General features: G+C 65.9%; 13 protein-coding genes. 7 read left to right on the top strand and 6 right to left on the bottom strand.

Going from position 1 to position 18,496, the window contains the following annotated elements; translation table 11 throughout:
- Window positions 1-104 precede the first annotated feature (104 nt).
- The gene (locus tag A5740_RS02590) at window positions 105-926 is read right to left on the bottom strand and encodes a mycofactocin-coupled SDR family oxidoreductase (protein ID WP_076191204.1); all 822 of its coding nucleotides are present in this window, start codon (window positions 924-926) and stop codon (window positions 105-107) included.
- Window positions 927-942: 16 nt separating this feature from the next.
- Window positions 943-2,130: a cytochrome P450 gene (locus A5740_RS02585; RefSeq protein ID WP_076191202.1), complete on the bottom strand. Its 1,188-nt coding sequence runs from the start codon at window positions 2,128-2,130 to the stop codon at window positions 943-945.
- A 143-nt stretch (window positions 2,131-2,273) separates the two neighbouring features.
- Here A5740_RS02585 and A5740_RS02580 point away from each other — a divergent pair, with 143 nt between their 5' ends.
- The 5 genes from A5740_RS02580 to A5740_RS02560 are packed head-to-tail and all read left to right on the top strand — an operon-like array spanning window position 2,274 to window position 6,463.
- On the top strand, window positions 2,274-3,017 hold the full coding sequence (locus tag A5740_RS02580; RefSeq protein ID WP_076191201.1) for an SDR family NAD(P)-dependent oxidoreductase: 744 nt from the start codon (window positions 2,274-2,276) through the stop codon (window positions 3,015-3,017).
- Window positions 3,018-3,059: 42 nt separating this feature from the next.
- Window positions 3,060-3,269, top strand: a complete 210-nt coding sequence (locus A5740_RS02575) for a ferredoxin (RefSeq protein ID WP_076191199.1) — start codon at window positions 3,060-3,062, stop codon at window positions 3,267-3,269.
- Window positions 3,266-4,615 (top strand): cytochrome P450, encoded by a 1,350-nt coding sequence (locus A5740_RS02570; RefSeq protein WP_076191198.1) that lies wholly within the window; start codon window positions 3,266-3,268, stop codon window positions 4,613-4,615. The genes A5740_RS02575 and A5740_RS02570 overlap by 4 nt, the downstream gene beginning before the upstream one ends.
- A gap of 26 nt (window positions 4,616-4,641) precedes the next feature.
- Window positions 4,642-5,505, top strand: coding sequence for an SDR family NAD(P)-dependent oxidoreductase (locus A5740_RS02565; RefSeq protein WP_076191196.1), 864 nt, complete (start codon window positions 4,642-4,644; stop codon window positions 5,503-5,505).
- Window positions 5,506-5,533: 28 nt separating this feature from the next.
- On the top strand, window positions 5,534-6,463 hold the full coding sequence (locus tag A5740_RS02560) for a TIGR03564 family F420-dependent LLM class oxidoreductase (RefSeq protein ID WP_076191194.1): 930 nt from the start codon (window positions 5,534-5,536) through the stop codon (window positions 6,461-6,463).
- 4 nt (window positions 6,464-6,467) lie between these two features.
- Here the strand turns inward: A5740_RS02560 and A5740_RS02555 are convergent, their stop codons facing one another.
- Window positions 6,468-7,655, bottom strand: coding sequence for a cytochrome P450 (locus A5740_RS02555; RefSeq protein ID WP_076191250.1), 1,188 nt, complete (start codon window positions 7,653-7,655; stop codon window positions 6,468-6,470).
- Window positions 7,656-7,745: 90 nt separating this feature from the next.
- Between A5740_RS02555 and A5740_RS02550 the strand changes: the two genes are divergently transcribed.
- The gene (locus A5740_RS02550) at window positions 7,746-8,630 is read left to right on the top strand and encodes a TIGR03619 family F420-dependent LLM class oxidoreductase (protein ID WP_076191193.1); all 885 of its coding nucleotides are present in this window, start codon (window positions 7,746-7,748) and stop codon (window positions 8,628-8,630) included.
- Between the two features lie 61 nt (window positions 8,631-8,691).
- Here A5740_RS02550 and A5740_RS02545 read toward each other — a convergent pair whose 3' ends face one another.
- Together A5740_RS02545 and A5740_RS02540 are read right to left on the bottom strand one after the other, a co-directional pair.
- Entirely contained in the window at window positions 8,692-9,120 is a 429-nt protein-coding gene (locus A5740_RS02545; RefSeq protein ID WP_076191249.1) for a VOC family protein, read from the bottom strand.
- Window positions 9,121-9,127: 7 nt separating this feature from the next.
- A complete protein-coding gene (locus tag A5740_RS02540) occupies window positions 9,128-9,898 on the bottom strand; it encodes an SDR family NAD(P)-dependent oxidoreductase (protein ID WP_076191191.1) in 771 nt (256 codons plus the stop codon).
- A gap of 126 nt (window positions 9,899-10,024) precedes the next feature.
- Between A5740_RS02540 and A5740_RS02535 the strand changes: the two genes are divergently transcribed.
- Window positions 10,025-10,696, top strand: coding sequence for a nitroreductase family protein (locus tag A5740_RS02535; protein WP_076191190.1), 672 nt, complete (start codon window positions 10,025-10,027; stop codon window positions 10,694-10,696).
- Window positions 10,697-10,720: 24 nt separating this feature from the next.
- Here A5740_RS02535 and A5740_RS02530 read toward each other — a convergent pair whose 3' ends face one another.
- The gene (locus tag A5740_RS02530; protein WP_076191247.1) at window positions 10,721-18,421 is read right to left on the bottom strand and encodes a non-ribosomal peptide synthetase; all 7,701 of its coding nucleotides are present in this window, start codon (window positions 18,419-18,421) and stop codon (window positions 10,721-10,723) included.
- Window positions 18,422-18,496: the final 75 nt, after the last annotated feature.

Genomic DNA, 18,496 nt, shown 5'->3' with positions numbered 1-18,496 from the left:
CGGGGGCGCCCCCCCCCCCCCCCCCCCCCCCCGCGCCCCCCCCCCCCCCCCCCCCCCCCCCCCCCGGGGGGTGCGCCCCCCCCCCCCCGATTCCGTTGCTGCCGTCACATGATGGCGAATCCGGCGTCGACCGGTAGCGCCACGCCGGTGATGTAACGGGCCTTCTCACCGGCCAGAAACACCACCACATTGGTGACATCGAGTGGTTCGACGAACGGCACCGGCATCAGGTTGCCGGTCATCGCGCTGGAATCCGGGTTGGCCTCGAACACTTTGGCCATGTGTTCGTTGAAGATCATCGGGGTGGCCACCCCGGTGGGGTGCACCGAGTTCACTCGGATGTTGTGCTGCGCATAGGCATACGCCGCCGAGCGCATCAACCCCACCACACCGTGTTTGGACGCCGCGTAGGCGAATGTTGCTGCGCTGCCGTCCCCTCCGCGTCCCACCAGGCCCTGCATCGAGGAGATCAGGATCATCGATCCGCCGGCGCCTCGGCGGATCATCGACGGTGCGGTGGCCGCGATGGTGTTCCACACGCCGCGTAGGTTGGTGTCGACGATGTCGGAGTACACCGTTTCATCCAGGGGGTCATCCAGCCCGATCCCGACCACACCGGCGTTGGCCACCACGATGTCGATGTCACCGAAGGCGGCGATCCCGGTGTCGATCGCGGCACGCAGCTCGGCCAGATTGCGGACGTCGGCGATGGCCGTCTCGGCTTGCCCGCCGGACTCGGTGACCAGGCGGGCAGTCTCGGCCAGATCCTCTTTGGTCGCCAACGGGTAAGGGATCGAGTCGATGTCGGCGCACCGGTCGATGGCGATGATGTCGACTCCGGCCTCGGCCAGCGCCACCGCGTGACTACGGCCCTGCCCGCGCGCCGCGCCGGTGATCACCGCGACCCGGCGATCTGGTGATGTCATTGCTGGTTCCCTTCGCTCAGCCGACGATCGCCGGCATGGTGTCCCATCCACGCACCGTGGAGGTTCGCGACCGGCGTGCTCCCGACATGTCGACCTCCCAGGTCGGCCAGCGTTTGAGCACTTCTTCGAGCGCGACGCGGCCTTCCAGCCGGGCCAGCGGCGAGCCGACGCAGAAATGCGCGCCGCGACCGAAGGTCAAGTGACCGCCAGGCTTACGGTGGATGTCGAACCGGTCGGGCTCGTCGAAGTGACGCTCGTCCCGGTTGGCCGACGCCAGCATCATCAGCAAGGCACTACCGGCGGGCACCACCTGGTCCTGGAATCTGACATCGTCGGTCGCGACGTAGCGGGCCACATGCGGACCCGGGGGCTCATAGCGCAGCAATTCCTCGATGGCCGTGGGGATCAGCGCGTGGTTTTCGGCGAGTTCCTTTCGCTGGTCGGGATGTTCTGCCAACACCTTGCCCATCCACCCGAACAGCCGGCCGGTGGTCTCCACCCCTGCCCCCGCCACGACGGCCAGGAAGACGATGAGTTCCTGTTTGGCCAACTTGCGGGTGGTGCCGGTCTCGTCCTCGAACTCCACGTTCAGAAGTTCGGTGATCAGATCGTCGGAGGGGTTCTTTTCGCGCCACTCGACGTACTCGCCGAACATCTCCCCGGTGAAGTATCGTTCTTTTTCAATCCGCATCGGCTGACCCGGTTCGTTGCGCAGCACCTGGTTGGCATGTTCACGCACCGCGGGCTGCTCGGAATCCGGGATACCGGCGAGCATGCCGATCGTCCGCATCGGCAGCTCGGCGCCGAGGTCTTCGACGAAATCGAAGCGCTCGCCGCCGACCAACGGATCCAGGCACGCCACGCAGAAGGCGCGAATCTTGTCTTCGATGGCGCGCATCTTCTTCGGGGTGAAGGCCCTGGACACGATCGCTCGGTGAATCGTGTGCAGCGGCGGGTCTTCATTGATGAAGATCCCCGGCGGCATCACCGGATCGGTCAGGACGACCTCCAGGATGTCGCCCTTCGCAGAGCTGAGACGGGTGGTGTCTTTCAGCGCCGCATCGACGTCAGCGTAGCGGCTGATACCCCAGAAGTCGTGGCGCTCGTTGTAATACACGGGGGCCTCGTCCCGCAGCCGACGGTAGGTCGGGTACGGATCGATATCGATGTCCACGTCCCACGGGTCGTAATAGAGGTCGCTCACAGCTGTTCTCCTCCTGAAAAGTCAGCACGAGTGTAGGGCATATGCCATACGCTCGTACAGCATCGCCTTCGCTTGTGCCAGAAACAACCATCCGCTATACATTCGTATAGCGGATGTGATCGGGCGCACAGGAGGACGAAGTGATGAACCGGACAGCAGTGGTGACCGGTGGCGGGTCAGGGCTCGGCAGGTCGATCGCAATCCGACTCGCGGCCGACGGTAAACACGTTGGGGTTCTTGATCTCAACACCGAAGCGGCCGAAAAGGCCGCGAGCGAGATCCAAGCGGCGGGCGGTCGAGCGATAGCTCTCGGAGTCGACGTTTCGGACGAGGATGCCGTCGCGGAGACGTTCAACCGGGTGCGCGCCGAACTGGGACCGGTGGAGATCCTCGTGACCAGCGCAGCCATCTCCGGTTTCAGCCGTCTCGACAAGATCACCCTCGAGGAGTGGAACCGCTATCTGGCGGTCAACCTGACCGGAACCTTCCTGAGCATCCGGACGGTCCTGCCCGACATGCTCAGCGCGCGGTGGGGCCGCATCATCACCATCTCCTCGGCTGCCGGCCAGAAGGGCGCACAAGGGCAGGCGCATTATTCCGCGGCGAAAGGTGGTGTCATCGCGCTGACCAAGACCGTGGCACTCGACTATGCCGCCAAGGGCATCACCGCCAACACGGTGCCACCCTTCGCCATCGAAACACCCATGCTGCGTGAGCAACAGACCGCCGGGAAACTACCTCCGGACAAGTACCTGAACCAGGCGATCCCGGCCGGGGCGCTCGGCAGCCCCGAGGATGTGGCCGCGGTGTGTTCGTTCCTGGCCTCCGAAGACGCCGGCTACGTCACCGGCCAGGTGATCGGTGTCAACGGCGGCGCCGTCACCTGACCCAAATCCCTTGGACCATCCACGTTTCGATCAGGAGCCACTGTGAGAGTAGAAGTCGACCCGTCGCGCTGCCAGGGCCACACCCTGTGCGCGATGATCGCGCCGGAGATCTTCGAACTCGATGACACCGACGGCCACGCACATGTCGCCGTCGATGTCGTTCCAGCCGAGTACCACGAGCAGGTGCACGAGGCCGTGCGCTCCTGCCCGGAGCAGGCCATCCACATCCTCACCACGGAGACCGAACAATGAACGCTCCCACCGACCCGGCCGCGCGCTACCACTTCGACCGCCACGGCCCCGATTACCGGGAGAACTTCCTCGACATCACCCATGAGATGCAGCAACGGTGTCCCATTGCCTGGACCGACACCTACGACGGACATTGGGTCGCCGCGGGCGGTTCGCAGGTGTTCGAGTTGGCCCGCTGTCCGCACGTCTCCAATGACCACGATGTGAACAACGAGCGCCGTGGTTACAAAGGCATCTCCATTCCGACGATGCTGGAAGCCGAAGGTTTTCGTGGCGGCATGCTGGAAATGGACGATCCCGAGCACCGCTTCTACCGCACCGCGCTCAACCCGTACCTGTCCCCCGCCGCCGTCAAACGCTGGATCCCCTTTGTCGACGAGATCGTCCGGGCCTGCATCGATGACCGCATCGAGTCCGGGCGCATCGATTTCGTCGACGACCTGGCCAACGTGGTGCCGGCGGTGCTCACCCTGGCCATGCTCGGTGTCTCACTGGACAAATGGGCCATGTACAACGAGCCTGCCCACGCCTCGGTCTACACCCCGCCGGACTCCCCCGATGCCGCCCGCGTGCGCGAGCTCTACATGGCGATGGGTATCGACCTGTTCACCAATCTGACGGAGATTCGGGAGAATCCGCGGCCCGGCATCATCGACGCCCTGGCCAAACTACGCATCGATGGCGAGGCACCGCCGGACATCGAGTTGATCGGCATGCTGAATCTGTTGATCGGCGGCGGGTTCGACACCACCACCGCACTCACGGCGCACGCGTTGGAGTGGCTGTCGCAACACCCCGACAAGCGCACCCAACTGAGCGCTGGACGTGCCGTTCTTCTCGACCGCGCCACCGAGGAATTCTTGCGGTTCTTCACACCCGCTCCGGGAGATGCCCGGACCGTCTCCGACGACATCGATCTGAACGGGACCCTCCTTCGTGAAGGCGAGCGGCTCTGGTTGTCGTGGGCGATGGCCAACCGCGATCCAGACCTGTTCGATGATCCAGACCAGTTGGTGATGGACCGAAAGAACAACCGGCATTTCAGCTTCGGTCTCGGAGTGCATCGATGCATCGGCTCGAATGTGGCCAGGACGGTGTTCAAGTCCATGCTGACCGCGGTCCTCGACCGGATTCCCGACTACCAGTGTGTGGCCGAAGGCACGGTGCATTACGACAGCATCGGGGTCATCCAGGGCATGCGGAACCTTCCCGCGACGTTCACTCCCGGGCCACGCCTCGGCCCGGGCGTTGAAGAGACCGTGGCCAAGCTGCAGCGAATCTGCGACGAACAGGGCCTGGCGCGGCCGATCACCGAATTGAAAACCGCCGCCGAGATCGCCGGCTGAGCCGACCGCAGAGAGGACCCGAATACATGGGGACCAAACGACCCATCGCCGTCGTCACCGGAGCCAGCCGAGGTGCCGGCGCAGGTATCGCGCATGCGTTGGGAAGTCACGGCTGCACGGTGTACGTCACCGGACGCAGTGAGAACCAGGAAGATTCGGCACTGGCCGGCACCATCCACCACACCGCCGAGCAGGTCACGGCGGCCGGCGGCGAGGGCATCGCCGTACGGGTCGACCATGGTGACGACGATCAGGTCAAGGCCCTGTTCGACCGGATCGCCGAAGAACAGGGGCGGGTGGACATCCTGGTGAACAACGCCGCGATCATTCGCGACGAGATGATGGGCCGCACCAAGTTCTGGGAGGAACCACTCAGCGTCCTCGACACCCTCGACGTCGGGCTGCGCAGCAGCTATGCGGCTACGGTGCTGTGCGCGCCGCTGATGCTGCCGCAGCGCAACGGGCTGGTCGTCTTCACCTCATCGTCGGGATCGGTGCACTACGCCTTCGGACCCGCTTATGGCGTTCCGAAGGCGGGTGTGGACAAGATGGCCGCCGATATGGCGGTGGACTTCCGGGAATTCGACATCGCGGCGGTGTCGATCTGGATGGGTTCTCTTCTGACCGAACGGGTCCGCGCGATCATCGCCGCCAAGCCGGACAAGTTCGGCCACATTCTCGACAGTGCCGAGACACCCGAACTCACCGGGCACGTCATCTGGGCGCTGTTCAACGATCCAGACCTCATGGAGTCCAGTGGCCAGACCCTGATCGGAGCCGAACTGGCGACCAAGTACGGCATCACCGACGAGGAGGGGCGCCAACCACCGTCCTACCGCACGATGTTCGACGTCCATCCACCCCAGCAGTATCCGCACGTCATGCGATAACCGGATACACCGAACAGGAGTATCAGCGTTGCGTATCGGACTATCCGGCGGTGCCGCATCGGTTGACCGGATGATCAACCAGGCCCAGCAAGCCGAGGCCGACGGGTTCTCCTCCCTGTGGTACGCCAGCGGCATCGCCGGCGACCCGCTGGTGGCGATGGCGATGGCCGGCCGTGCCACCCAGTCGATCGAGCTGGGAACCGCTGTGCTGCAGACATATCCGTGCCATCCGCTGTTGCAGGCCAACCGGGTGGTCGCGGCGGCCAACGCCATGGGCAGACCAGGTCTGTCTCTGGGGCTCGGCCCATCACACGAGCCGATCGTGCGGGATGTACTCGGCCTGTCCTATGACCATCCGGCCCGCAACACCGCGGAGTACCTGCAGATCGTCAGCCCGCTACTGCGCGGCGAGGATGTCGACGTCGACGGCACCGATTGGACCGCGCACACCGCCGGCCGCGCAGCGCGCCCAGACCACCCCGTGCCGCTGCTGCTGTCGGCACTGTCGCCACGGATGCTGCGGATCGCCGCGCAATTCGCCGACGGAGTGGTGCTGTGGATGGCCTCGCGCCAAGCCCTGGAGTCCCGGATCATCCCAGCACTGGCCGCGGCAACGGCGGAGTTCGGCCGACCCAGTCCCAGGGTCGTGGCCGGGCTGCCGGTGGCGGTGCACGACGACATCGACGAAGCCCGCAACGCGGTGGCCGCGACCGCGGTCTCCTATGCCGGAATGCGCAACTACGAGCAGATCATTCGGGCCGGGGGCGGCGCCAGTGCCGCCGATGTCGCGATCGTCGGCTCTGAGTCTGAGGTGCACCGACAACTCCGGGCGCTGCTCGACGCCGGCGCCACCGACCTGTGGGCTCAACCGGTCGCCGTGGGCGCCGATCGAGCCGAGCGATCCGCCTCGGTGCGGCGGGCCAGGACCCTGCTCAGCGCCCTGGCCCGCGAAGGCTGAGCCGTCATCCCAAGATCGCCGGCATGCTGTCCCATCCCCGCACCGTGACACCGGCCGCACGGCTGGCATTCTGTTCGTCGATCGTCCAATCCGGCCACCGCTTGAGGATCTCCTCGAGGGCCACCCGGCCCTCGATCCGAGCCAGCGACGCGCCAAGGCAGAAGTGTGTTCCCCTGCCGAAGCTCACGTGGTTGTTGGCGTTGCGGTGGATATCGAAGCGGTCCGGATCGTCGAACTTGCGTTCGTCGCGGTTCGCGGCTCCCGCGACGAGCTGAAGTGCCGAGCCGACGGGGACCGTGATTCCGTGATAGGTCACCTCTTTGGCGACATAGCGGGTGATGCCGTGCACCGGCGGCTCGTACCGCAGCACCTCTTCGATGGCGGCTGGGATCAACTCAGGGTCCGCGACCAACTCCCGCCGCTGATCGGCGTGCTCACCCAGCAGCTTGCCGAGCCACCCGAACAGCCGGCCCACGGTCTCGGTGCCGGCGTTGGCAATCACTCCGAGAAACACCAACAGCTCCTCGGAGCTCAGCTTGCGCTCGACGCCTTCGGTATCGATGAACTCGACGTTCAACAGCTCGGTCACCAGATCGTCCGAGGGATGGTCTTGGCGCCACTCGACGTACTCGCGAAACATGTTGCCGTTGAAGTAATTTGTCTTGCTCACCGGCAGCGGCTCACCCGGATTGTTCCGCAGCCTGCGGCCGGCTACCTTGCGCACGTCGCGCTGCAATTCGTCGGGCATTCCGACCAGCATCCCGATCACCCGCATCGGCATTTCAGCGCCCAGATGTTCCACGAAGTCGAAGCGGTCGGTTAACGGATCCAGGCACTTGGCGCAGAAGTCGCGGACCTGCTCCTCGATGGCCTTCATCTTCCGGGGGGTGAAGGCTCGTGACACCAGCAGCCGATGCACGGTGTGCAGCGGCGGATCCTCGTTGATGAAGACACCGAGCGGCATCACCGGCTCGGCTTTCACCACCTCCAGGATGTCACCTTTGGCCGAGCTGAGGTGGTCGACATCCCGCAGGGCATGTTCGACGTCGGCCATCCGGGACAACGCCCAGAAATCCCGCTTTTCGTTGTAATACAACGGTGATTCGTCACGAAGGCGCTTGTAGACGGGGTACGGATCGGCATCTATCTCGACGTCGTACGGATCGTAGTAGAGCGGGCTGGTCACCACCATGCGCGTCGCACTCCTCGGTTTGTTCATCGCCGCCGAGGCGGCCAGTGCAGTACGATCGTACAGCATCTTTCGTCGGTCCAAAGGAGAGTCATGGATTTGGGATTCGTCTCGCTGAACACCCCGCGGGACCTCGCACCGGCCACCCTGGGCCCGGAACTGGAGTCCCGCGGCTTCGAATCACTGTGGGTCGGTGAGCATCCGCAGATTCCGCTGGCCGCCGCCGACCAGTTCCACCCCGCCCTTCTCGCCGCGCAGAAGCAGATACTCGACCCGTTCCTGTCCCTGCTCTCCGCCGCGCAGGCCACCACGAAGCTGCGCATCGGCACCGCCGTGGCCCTGCCGCTGGAGCGCGAATTGTTCACCTTTGCCAAGGAAGTCGCCACGCTCGACCATCTGAGCAACGGGCGGGTGGTCCTCGGCGTCGGCGTCGGCGCGCGTGCCGAACTCGAAGTGTCCGGGTCGGTGAAATGGGCCGATCGCTATCGCGCATTGGCCGATATGGTGGCCGCACTCACCACGCTGTGGAACGACGATGAGTCCGAACTCTCCGGCTCCGAACATCATGGCGATTTTTACGACTTCGACCCGGTGTGGTCGTATCCCAAACCCAGCCAGCGACCGCGACCGCCGCTGCTGGCCGCCGCCACCGGGCCCAAGGCTGTTCGAGAATGCCTGGCCTGGGCCGACGGCTGGCTGCCCGGGGATGCCGCGTTCCGCGACGTGGGTGCGGCCCTCGACGATTTCCGCCGGACGGCCGAGGAAGCCGGTCGCGATCCGGCCGCCCTGGATCTGACGATCATGGCCTGGGGCAACCCGACTTTGGACACTCTGGCCAGCTACCGCGACCTGGGATTCAACCGGGCGGTGCTGGGCGGTGGCCGCAAGAAGGGCGGTGGACACAAGAAGGACGGTGACCCTTCGACCACCCTGACCTTCCTGGACGACTACGCGGGCATGGTCGACAAGCTTAGGTGAAACGCAAGCGGCGGCGGTGTGCCGTCAACACACCACCGCCGCGGCCCCCTCGAACGGGAACTCAACCAGCCGGAACCGGCCGCACCTTTGAGTGGATCAGTTCGATCAACTGCCCCTCGGGATCGCGGACCATGCAGGCGAACCCACCGCCCGGGTCGGCTACCACGGCGCCACCGGAGGACTGCACCGACGCCTGCGCCTCGGCCATGTCGTCCACTGCGATCGAGATGTGAGTGAGGCCGGCGCCGACCATGTTCCGCTGCGGCTCATCCGGGGCAGGATGTCCGGAGAAGGTCAACAGCTGCAGCACGAATCCGTCGTTCTGCAGATAGACAGCCTCGAATCCGATCGGCTCGGCCAACCCGAGCAGGCCGGCGGCCATCTTGTCGGGGACCGTCATCCGCTGCACCTCGGTGAATCCGAGTGCCTCGTAGAACTTTTTGACGGTGTCGATGCCGCGGACCCGAAGCCCGACGTGACTGATGCTCACGCCCATCTCAGACGCCTGCCGGGCCGGGGCCACCGTGCATATACAGCGTCTGCCCGGAGCAGTAGCTGGACGCATCGGAGGCGAAGAACAGCACGCCGTAACCGATCTCGTCAGGATCGGCGATCCGGCCCGAACCGTTGGTCTTGCCGATCATGTCGATGTCGAAGCCCTGCCGCGCAGCATCGGCCTCCAGGCCCGGGGTCCGGATGGCACCGCACGCAATACAGTTGACCCGCACCCCTTTTCGCGTCCAGGCAGCCGCCATCGACCCGGTCAGGTTGTTCAAGCCGGCCTTGGCGGCGGCATACACCGGCGCCTGCGGCATCGCCAGCAGGCTGGCCCCCGAAGAGATGTTGACGATCGAGCCCTTGCCCTGGGCGATCATCGGCTTGGCCGCGGCCCGCGACAGGTACCAGGCGCTGGACAGGTTCAGGTCCAGGACCTGGTGCCACTCGTCGTCGGTCCACTTCATCAGGGACTTCGTCTCGCCACCACCGGCATTGTTCATCAGCACGTCAAGCCGACCGAGCTCGGCCAGCGTCGTCTCGACGAGTGCATTGCACTCCTCGGCGTTCGTCACATCGGTCGGTACCGCCAGAGCCCGGCGACCGAGCGCCTCGATCTCGGTAGCGGTCTCCTTGAGCGGGTCCGGGCGACGCCCGGCCAGCACCACATCCGCACCGTGCTGGGCCAAGACCAGCGCCGATGCCCTTCCGATTCCGGTTCCGCCACCGGTGATGACGGCGACCTTCCCCTCCATCGAGAACCTATCGCTCACAGCATCGACTCCTTTTCGTCGCTGTACACACGTCCAAATGCAATACGACTGTACAGCAGTGGGTTCAGCTGGGCGAGAGGTTCGCAGACACTCGACATCGAGGGCCGCGTCGAGTACACCAATGGAATGCCGGATCCAACCACCGATGTCTGGGAAGTGCTGTCCACCGCACGGTCCATCCGCCGATTCACCGACGCGCCGGTCGACGACGAGACGCTCAACCGCTGCCTGCAGGCCGCCACCTGGGCACCCAACGGGGCGAACGCCCAGTTGTGGCGATTCATCGTGCTCGATGCACCCGAACAACGCGCTGCCGTTGCCGAGGCCGCCCAGATCGCTTTGACCTCAATCGAATCGATCTACGGCATGTCGCGGCCTACCGCTGACGACCAGAGCCGGGCAGCACGCAACAACCGGGCCACCTACGAGTTGCACGACCGTGCCGCCGAATACACGTCCGTGTTGTTCGCTGCCTTCAAGAACGAGTTCTCGTCAGAGTTCCTGCAGGGCGGCTCCATCTACCCCGCCATGCAGAACTTCTATCTGGCGGCCCGGGCCCAGGGACTCGGCGCCTGCATCACCAGCTGGGCGTCCTACGACGGCGACAAGGTCCTGCGCAAATCGATCGGCATCCCCGACGAGTGGTTCTTGGCCGGGCACATCGTGGTCGGCTGGCCCCGGGGCAAACACGGACCGGTGCGCCGCCGCCCGTTGTCCGACGTGGTGTTCCGCAACCAGTGGGACCCCGAACGTTCCGACATCACCTACGGCCGCGGCGCCCGGCCCCGGTCCCGGTGAGCCGGCGAGCCTGACGTCGTGGCGCTACGCCGACGATGCCAGCGGCGGAAGCAGGCCGAACCGCTCCAGCTCGGTCACGTACTTGGTGATGATGGGTGCCGAGATGTGCGGGATGTCCGGATTCTCGGTGTCGGCGCCGATTCCCGCCTCCCGCACCGCCGCTCGGAACCGATCGGTCGGCCCGTAGGACCCATGGGTCGGCTCGGGCGCTTTCAGATCGTTCGTGAACTGCGAGGCCAAGATCCGCAGCACCGAATGACGACGCTGCTGGTCCGGAAGTGCGCGCAGGGCAGTTTCGAAGCGCTGCAACCATTCTCCGAAATCGGCGATGCGCTCGATGGGGTAACCGGCGTCGATCAGCCAGTCGACGTATTCGTCGATGCCGATGCCGTCGTCGTGCGGATTCATCACGTGGTAGGTCTCGAAGTTCGATGAACCGGCACGGGCCGCCTGCCAGCCCAGCGTGCTGATCGCCTCGGAGACGAAACCGACGGGCAGCGCGTCGTAGTGTGCCCGTTGGCGATTGCCGTCGGCGTCGAGTTGATAGAACGACGCCGGCGCCAGCCCGGTGGCCACCACGCTCAGCACCATCCGGGTGAAGTTGTCCGGCACATTGAGCTGACCGGCGTAGCTGGTGTCGGCCAGGATCATGTCGCAGCGGAACACCGCCACCGGCAACCCGCACAGGTCGTGGGCCTCGCGCAACAACACTTCACCGGCCCACTTGCTGTTGCCGTACCCGTTCGCAAAGCTGCCGTCGACGGCGCGGATCGGACTGATCTCACGGATGTCGGCGTGCTCGGTGAACGCCGACGGCTCGATCTGATGACGCACATCGGCGGTCGACACGAACGTGTAGGGCTTCAGTTTCGTGGTGATCGCCAACCGGATCAGCTCGGCCGTACCCACCACGTTGGGAACGAAAAACTCGTCATAGGGCAGGATTCCGTTGACGAAGGCCGCGGAGTCGACGATCACATCGACCGTTTCGGCCAACTGCTGCCACGTGTCTTCGTCCAACCCGAGGTTGGGTTCCCCCTTGTCGCCGGCAATCACCGTGAGCCGCCCGTCGGTCAATTCGCGGAAATAGCGGTACAGGGCCGGGTCGGTGTCGAAGGTCGCCTCGAGTCGTTGCCGCGCGTCCGCGTCGGAGCCCGCCCGCACCAGGCAGATCACCGTGTCGTCGACGCGACGCAGCCGCTTGAGCCAGTCCAGCAGCAGATAGCGGCCGAGAAAGCCGGTCGCCCCCGTCAGCAGAACGGTGTGCGGCTTGCCGTCGGGGCGCGGCACGGTCGGGGCGGCCGCCAGCGTGGCCGCGTCGATGAACTTGTCCAATCTCAGGTCGCTTGCCCGCACCTGATCGGCACCGGGGTCATGCACCGACGCGAAGTTGACCGAGACAACGCTTGACTCGGCCTCGCGGCCCAGTTGTCGGCACAGGGCAGTCACCGACGGCGCCTCGAACAGGGTACGGACCGCCAGGTCGGCATCGAGAGCGGTGTTGACGGCGGCGACCACACGCATCGCGGAGATCGAGTCACCGCCCAGTTCGAAGAACGAGTCGTCGACCCCTACCCGCTCGACTCCGAGGACTTGGGCGTAGATACCCGCCACGGTCTGCTCGGCCGCGTTGGTCGGCGCGCGGTAGGTCTCGACGGCGTGGTACTCCGGTGCGGGCAGTGCGCGTTTGTCGAGTTTGCCGTTCACCGTGAGCGGCAGGGCATCGAGCACCACGATCGCCGCCGGCACCAGATAGGCCGGCAGCCGATCGGCCAGCGCGCGGCGCACCGCCGCGGGATCCACAGTGCCGCTCGTGGTTTCCGTGACGTAACCAACCAGACGCTTGTCCCCCGGCCGGTCCTCACGGACGATGACCGCTGCCTGCCTGATCCCGTCGAGCTCGCTCAAGGCCGCCTGGATCTCACCGAGTTCGATGCGGTAGCCGCGGATCTTGACCTGCCCGTCAGCGCGGCCCAGATACTGCAGTTGCCCGTCTGCGCCCCACTGCACGAGATCTCCTGTGCGATACATGCGCGCCCCACGGCCGCCGAACGGGCAGCACACGAATCGCGACGCGGTCAACGCCGGCCGACGCAGGTAGCCCACCGCCACGCCGAGACCGGCCACATACAGCTCGCCCACCACACCGGCCGGTACCGGTCGCAGCCACTCGTCGAGAACGAACACCGCCGCGCCGGGCACCGGAAAGCCGATCGGAACCACGCTCGCGTCGGCCACCGGCGCGCCGATCGTGGCATAGACCGTGGTCTCGGTCGGACCGTAACCGTTGAGCATCAACCGGCCCGGTGCCCACCGGTCCACCACCTCCGGCGGGCATGCCTCACCCGCCACCATGAGTACCGTCGAGTCCAATCCTTCGGGGTCGAGGGCGGCCACCGCTGCCGGCGTCTGACTCAGCACGCTGACGTTCTCGGAAACCAACAGCGCATGGAGATCCGGCGGCGACGCCGAGACCGAATCCGGGACGACAACGAGCCGACCACCGTGCAGCAGCGCACCCCAGATCTCCCAGACGGAATAGTCGAACCCGTAGGAATGACCTTGTGTCCACACCTGTTGCGGTCCCAGCTCCAGGCCGACGTCAAGCGAGTCGAACAATCGGGTGACGTTGTGGTGGGTGATCGCCACACCCTTTGGAGTGCCGGTGGTGCCCGACGTGTAGATCGCGTAGGCGATGTCGTCGGGGGCCGGCATCGGCAACCCGGCACTGGGGCCGCCGGCAACGGCGCGGTCATCGACGTCAATGATCAGCCCGTCGAACTGGTCCAGCCGATGCCTCAGGTACTCCGTGGTGATCACGGCAGCCGGGGCGGTGTCGCGGAGCAGGAAGTCCAGCCGCGCCGACGGCACCGCCGGGTCGATCGGCAGATAGGCCGCCCCCGCTTTCAGCACCGCGAGAATCGCCACGATCGCCTCGGCGCAACGCGGAAACAGCACTGCCACAAAGTCACCCGGACCCACACCCTCGGCCGACAGCCGGTTCGCCAACCGATTCGACGACTCGTCGAGCTCGCGATAGCCCATCGTGCGGCCGTCACACGTGAGCGCGGGGGCGTCCGGGGTACGCGTCACCTGTTCGGCGAACCGCTGTGGAATCGAGGTGGGCGCCGTGGTCGGCCCGGTCAGGACCGCCCGGTGCGACCAGGCGTCGAGCCGCGTGTGCTCGGCCGGATCGAGCACGTCGATGACCGACAGCCGCCGACCGGGGTCCTCGGCCATGACGGTCAAAAGCCGTCGGAATCGCTCGGCCAGCGCGTCGACGTCCGCCGCATCGAACGCCCCGGAGTCGTATTCCACCCGGATACCGAGTTCGTGGCCGGGCAGCGCCATCACCGACAACGGGTAGTGGTTGTATTCGCGGTTGCTGAACTCGGTGATGGTCAATTCGTGTGCGCTGGAAAAGGACCCAGCATCCAGCGGGTAGTTCTCGTACAGAAACAAGGTGTCGAACAGTCGGTCGTGACCGGTGAGGCGGTGAATTTCGCTCAGCGCCAGGTGTTCGTGCTCGACTGTGTCGTTGTGGGCATGTTGCAGCTGGTCCAACAAGTCGGCGACCGTGCAGTCCGCAGCGGCGTGGGCCCGCACCGGCACGGTGTTGATCAGCAGACCGACGATGGTGTCGGCCTCCGCCACCTCCGCCGGCCGACCCGACACCACCGTGCCGAAGGCCACGTCACGCCGAGCGGTCAGCGTCATCAACAGCTGTGCCCAGGCCGCCTGCAACACGGTGCTGACCGTGGTCTCACAGGCACGCGCCAGTGCACCAACAGCTTTCGTCTCCGCAGCCGAGACACGGTACGTTTCCACACCGCGCGGCCCCGGTGGTGCCGGCGAAGCAACCAGGGTCGGACTCTCGAATCCCTCGAACACCTCCCGCCAGGCCGCACGGGCGGCGTCACGATCCCGGCTGGCCAGCCAGCTCACCGCATCGCGATAGGTCCCGGTCGCCGGCAGCCGCTGACCAAAGTATCTGGCGAAGATCTCCCGCAGCAGAATCGGTAGCGACCAACCGTCGATGACGACGTGGTGAAACGTCAGCACGATCCGATGCTCGTTTCCTCGGGTACGGATCAACGCCGCCCGGAAGGTCGGCCGACCGGTGCCGAGGTCGCACACCGCGGCCCGCTCGGCGGCACAGAGTCGATCCACCTCGGCCTCGGGCGTGCGGTCATCTTCCCGTAGATCCAGACACCGCCACGCCATCACCGGGTCGGCCGGTATGACCTGTACCGGCTCGCCGAACTGGGTGCAGAACTGGGCCGCGAGGTTGGGATGGCGTGCGACAACGGTGCGGAGCGCATCGAGTAGCCGATCCTGGTCGAGGACGCCGATCGCGGTGAAATCCAGTTGCACCGCATACAGTTCGGCGGCCACGGGATCGGACCGCCGATGAGCGAAGGTGGTGTGGAAGAGCAAACCCTCCTGCATCGGGGTCAGCGGCAACACGTCGGCGACGCGGTACCGATCAGTCAGCTCGTCGAGTTGCCGTTGGGTCAGTCGGGCCGGAGCGATGTCCGACGGTGTGAACCCCCCGCCACCGGAGCACACGTGCGCGCAGATTCCCACCAGTGCCTCAAACCACAACCGGCTCAAACGCTGGATCTGGTCCTCGTCGACCGACGACGGCGCCCACGTCCAACCGGCCCGCAAACTCGGGCCCAGCTCGCTGTCCTCGATACCTGCGTTCAACTCGACCGTGTGCATCAAGGGCATGGCCACTGCCGACGCCGCGTCGGCGATGGCCAGGGCACTCTGATCGATGTGCCACAACCCGGCCGACAGCTCCCCCGAACCGGCGCCGAGCCGCCCGAGATAGTTGAACCCGATGGTCGGATCCGAACCATCCAGGGTGACATCGGGATTCAGATAACGCAGCAGACCGTAGGTGAGACCGTCCGGTAGGCCGCGCAGCTGTTCCTTGGCGTGCTTGAGAATCGCGCCGAGGGCAGTGTCGCCGACAGTCACCTGCGCCCAACTCAGATCGCCCAACCGCAGCGACACGGGATACTTGGTGGTGAACCAGCCGACGGTGCGCGACAGGTCGAGATCTGGTGCAATCTCTTCCTGACGACCGTGACCTTCCACATCGATACCGATCGGCACTCCGCCGCCGATGAATTCGTTCCAGGCCAATCCGAACGCGATCAACAGGATGTCTTGCACCCCGGCGTGAAATGCCGCCGGCACCGGACCGAGCAACTGACGGGTGGTCTCAGGATCCAACGAGGCCGACATCTGACCGGCCGTGGCGTAGGTGTCGCGGACCGGGTCGACATCCGGTAGGACAGGCGGGTGCGACGTGACCTGCCGCCAGGCGTCGGCGAGCGCGGTCACTTGATTACTGCGCGCGTGGTCGGCCAGTACTGACGACCATCGGGCAAACGACGTCCCACCGGTGGGCAACTGCACCGGCTCCCCTCGATGATGCTGGTTCCAGGCGATGTTGAGGTCTTCCAACAGGATTCGCCACGACACTCCGTCGACAGCCAGATGGTGGACCACCAACGCCAGCTCCCCGGTGGTGGGCACCCACAGTGCCGACAGCATCCGGCCGGCGGTCAGGTCAAGGCGCGACCGGGCCGCGGTGAGCGTCTCCTCCGACAACGCGTCGACGACCCGCAGACAGTCACCGGCTCGCACCGACCCCGCCTCCGGCACGACCGGCGCCCAGTCCCCCGCCTCGGTCGGCACGTGTAGCCGCAACGCGCCATGGTGATCGAGCAGCGCCTGCAGGACGACCACCACGTCAGCTTCGGACACCTCGGCCGGCGCCCGCAGGACGACGGTCTGGTTGAACTCGCCCACCGGGCCGTCGACCGTCTGCAGCCAACGCATGATCGGCGTGGGCGCCACCGGTCCGAGTCCTTCGTCCGCGGCGGCCTCATCACCGGCCACCTGACACGCCGCCACCAGCCGTGCCACGGTCTGCGCCACGAAGACATCGCGCGGCCGGAACAGCACACCGTGGGCCCGGGCCCGCGCCACCACCTGCATCGACAGGATGCTGTCGCCGCCCAGAGCGAAAAATGAGTCGCCGACTCCAACCCGATCGACACCGAGCACCTGAGCATAGATATCGGTCAGGAGGGTTTCCACCTGCGTGCTCGGAGCGCGGAATTCGTCTGCGTCGCTGCGGTATTCCGGCATCGGCAGGGCCCGGCGGTCAAGCTTGCCGTTGATCGTCAACGGGACGGCTTCCAACACCAGCACCGCGGCCGGGACCATGTAGGCGGGCAGGCGCTCTGCCAGCGCGCTGCGCAATTCGGCCGGATCAACACTGCCGGTGACGTAACCGACCAGGCGCTTGTCACCCGGGCGGTCTTCGCGGGCAATCACCACCGCCTGCTCCACGCCGTCCAACGCGGCCAAGGCGGCCTGGATTTCGCCCAGCTCGATGCGGTAACCACGAATCTTGACCTGCTCGTCGGAGCGACCCAGGTAGTGCAACTGACCGTTGTCGTCCCAACGGGCCCGATCGCCCGTGCGGTACATCCGTTGCCCTGGTGCACCGAACGGGCATGCCACGAACCGCGCCGCGGTCAAGCCACCTCTGCGCACGTATCCGACGGCCACCCCCGCCCCAGCCACATACAGCTCACCGACCGTGCCCTCGGACGCCGGACGCAGAAACTCGTCCAATACAAACGCCGCCCCGCGAGGCACCGGCCGGCCGATCGGTACGGCACTGGACTCTGCCGACAACGGCGCGCTGATCGCCGCATAGATCGTGGTCTCGGTGGGCCCGTAGGCGTTGATCATCACGCGCCCGGGCGCCCACCGCCGGACGAGATCCGGTGGGCACGCCTCACCGGCCACCACCAGTGTGGTGGCGTCCAACCCCTCCGGCGACAACATGCCTGCCGCAGAGGGAGTCTGGCACAACACGCTGACGTTTTCGCGGACCAGCAACGCGTGAAAGTCCATTGGTGAGGTGCCCACCGATTCAGGTACCACCACCAACGTGCCACCGTGCAGCAACGCACCCCAGATCTCCCACACCGACACGTCGAAGACCAGCGAATGCCATTGCGACCACACCTGTCCCGGGTCTGCGGGCAGGGCGGCGGGTAGCGGTTCGAGCAGCTGTGTGACGTTGTGATGGGTCACGGCAACAGCTTTGGGGACACCGGTGGTTCCGGAGGTGTAGGTCAGGTACGCCAGGTTGTCCGGGTCGGGTGGCGGCAATTCGCTGTCGGCTTGTCCGGCGAGGGCGGGATCGTCGACAGCGATGGTCGCGATGTCGGTCCCCTTCAGCCGCGCGTACAGGTCAGCGGCGGTGACCGCGGCCACCGGCGCCGCGTCGGAGAGCATGAATGCGATCCGAGCGTCGGGGTGGGCGGGATCGATCGGCAGATACGCCGCCCCGGTTTTCAGCACGGCCAAGATGGCGATGATCGCCTCGGCGCAACGCGGGAACAACAGGGCGACACACTCCCCGGCGGCCGCTCCGTGACCGGCCATCAGGTGCGCCAATCGGTTGGCGGCCTGATCCAACTCGCGGTAAGTCCACCTGTGCTCCCCACACACCAGGGCCACAGCGGTCGGATTCCGGACCACCTGCGCCGCGAACAATTCCGGAATCGACACCTTGGCCGGTGTCGGCTGGGTCAGGACTGCGCGGTTGCCCCAATCGTCGAGAATGTCGCGCTCGTCGTCATCGAGCGGATCGATCGACAGGATGCGCAGCGACGGGTCTCCGCTCATCATTCCTCCCCCGAGAAACGGCGGTTACGGTCCCCAATATCCGTCACAAGTGTCCCGCCAAACTCCCCTACCGGT

It is taken from the genome of Mycobacterium sp. GA-1841 (assembly GCF_001954135.1).
Classification (GTDB): Bacteria; Actinomycetota; Actinomycetes; order Mycobacteriales; family Mycobacteriaceae; genus Mycobacterium.
The sequence above is the reverse complement of the archived record's forward strand: the minus strand, read 5'-3'. Positions and strand labels throughout refer to the sequence as shown.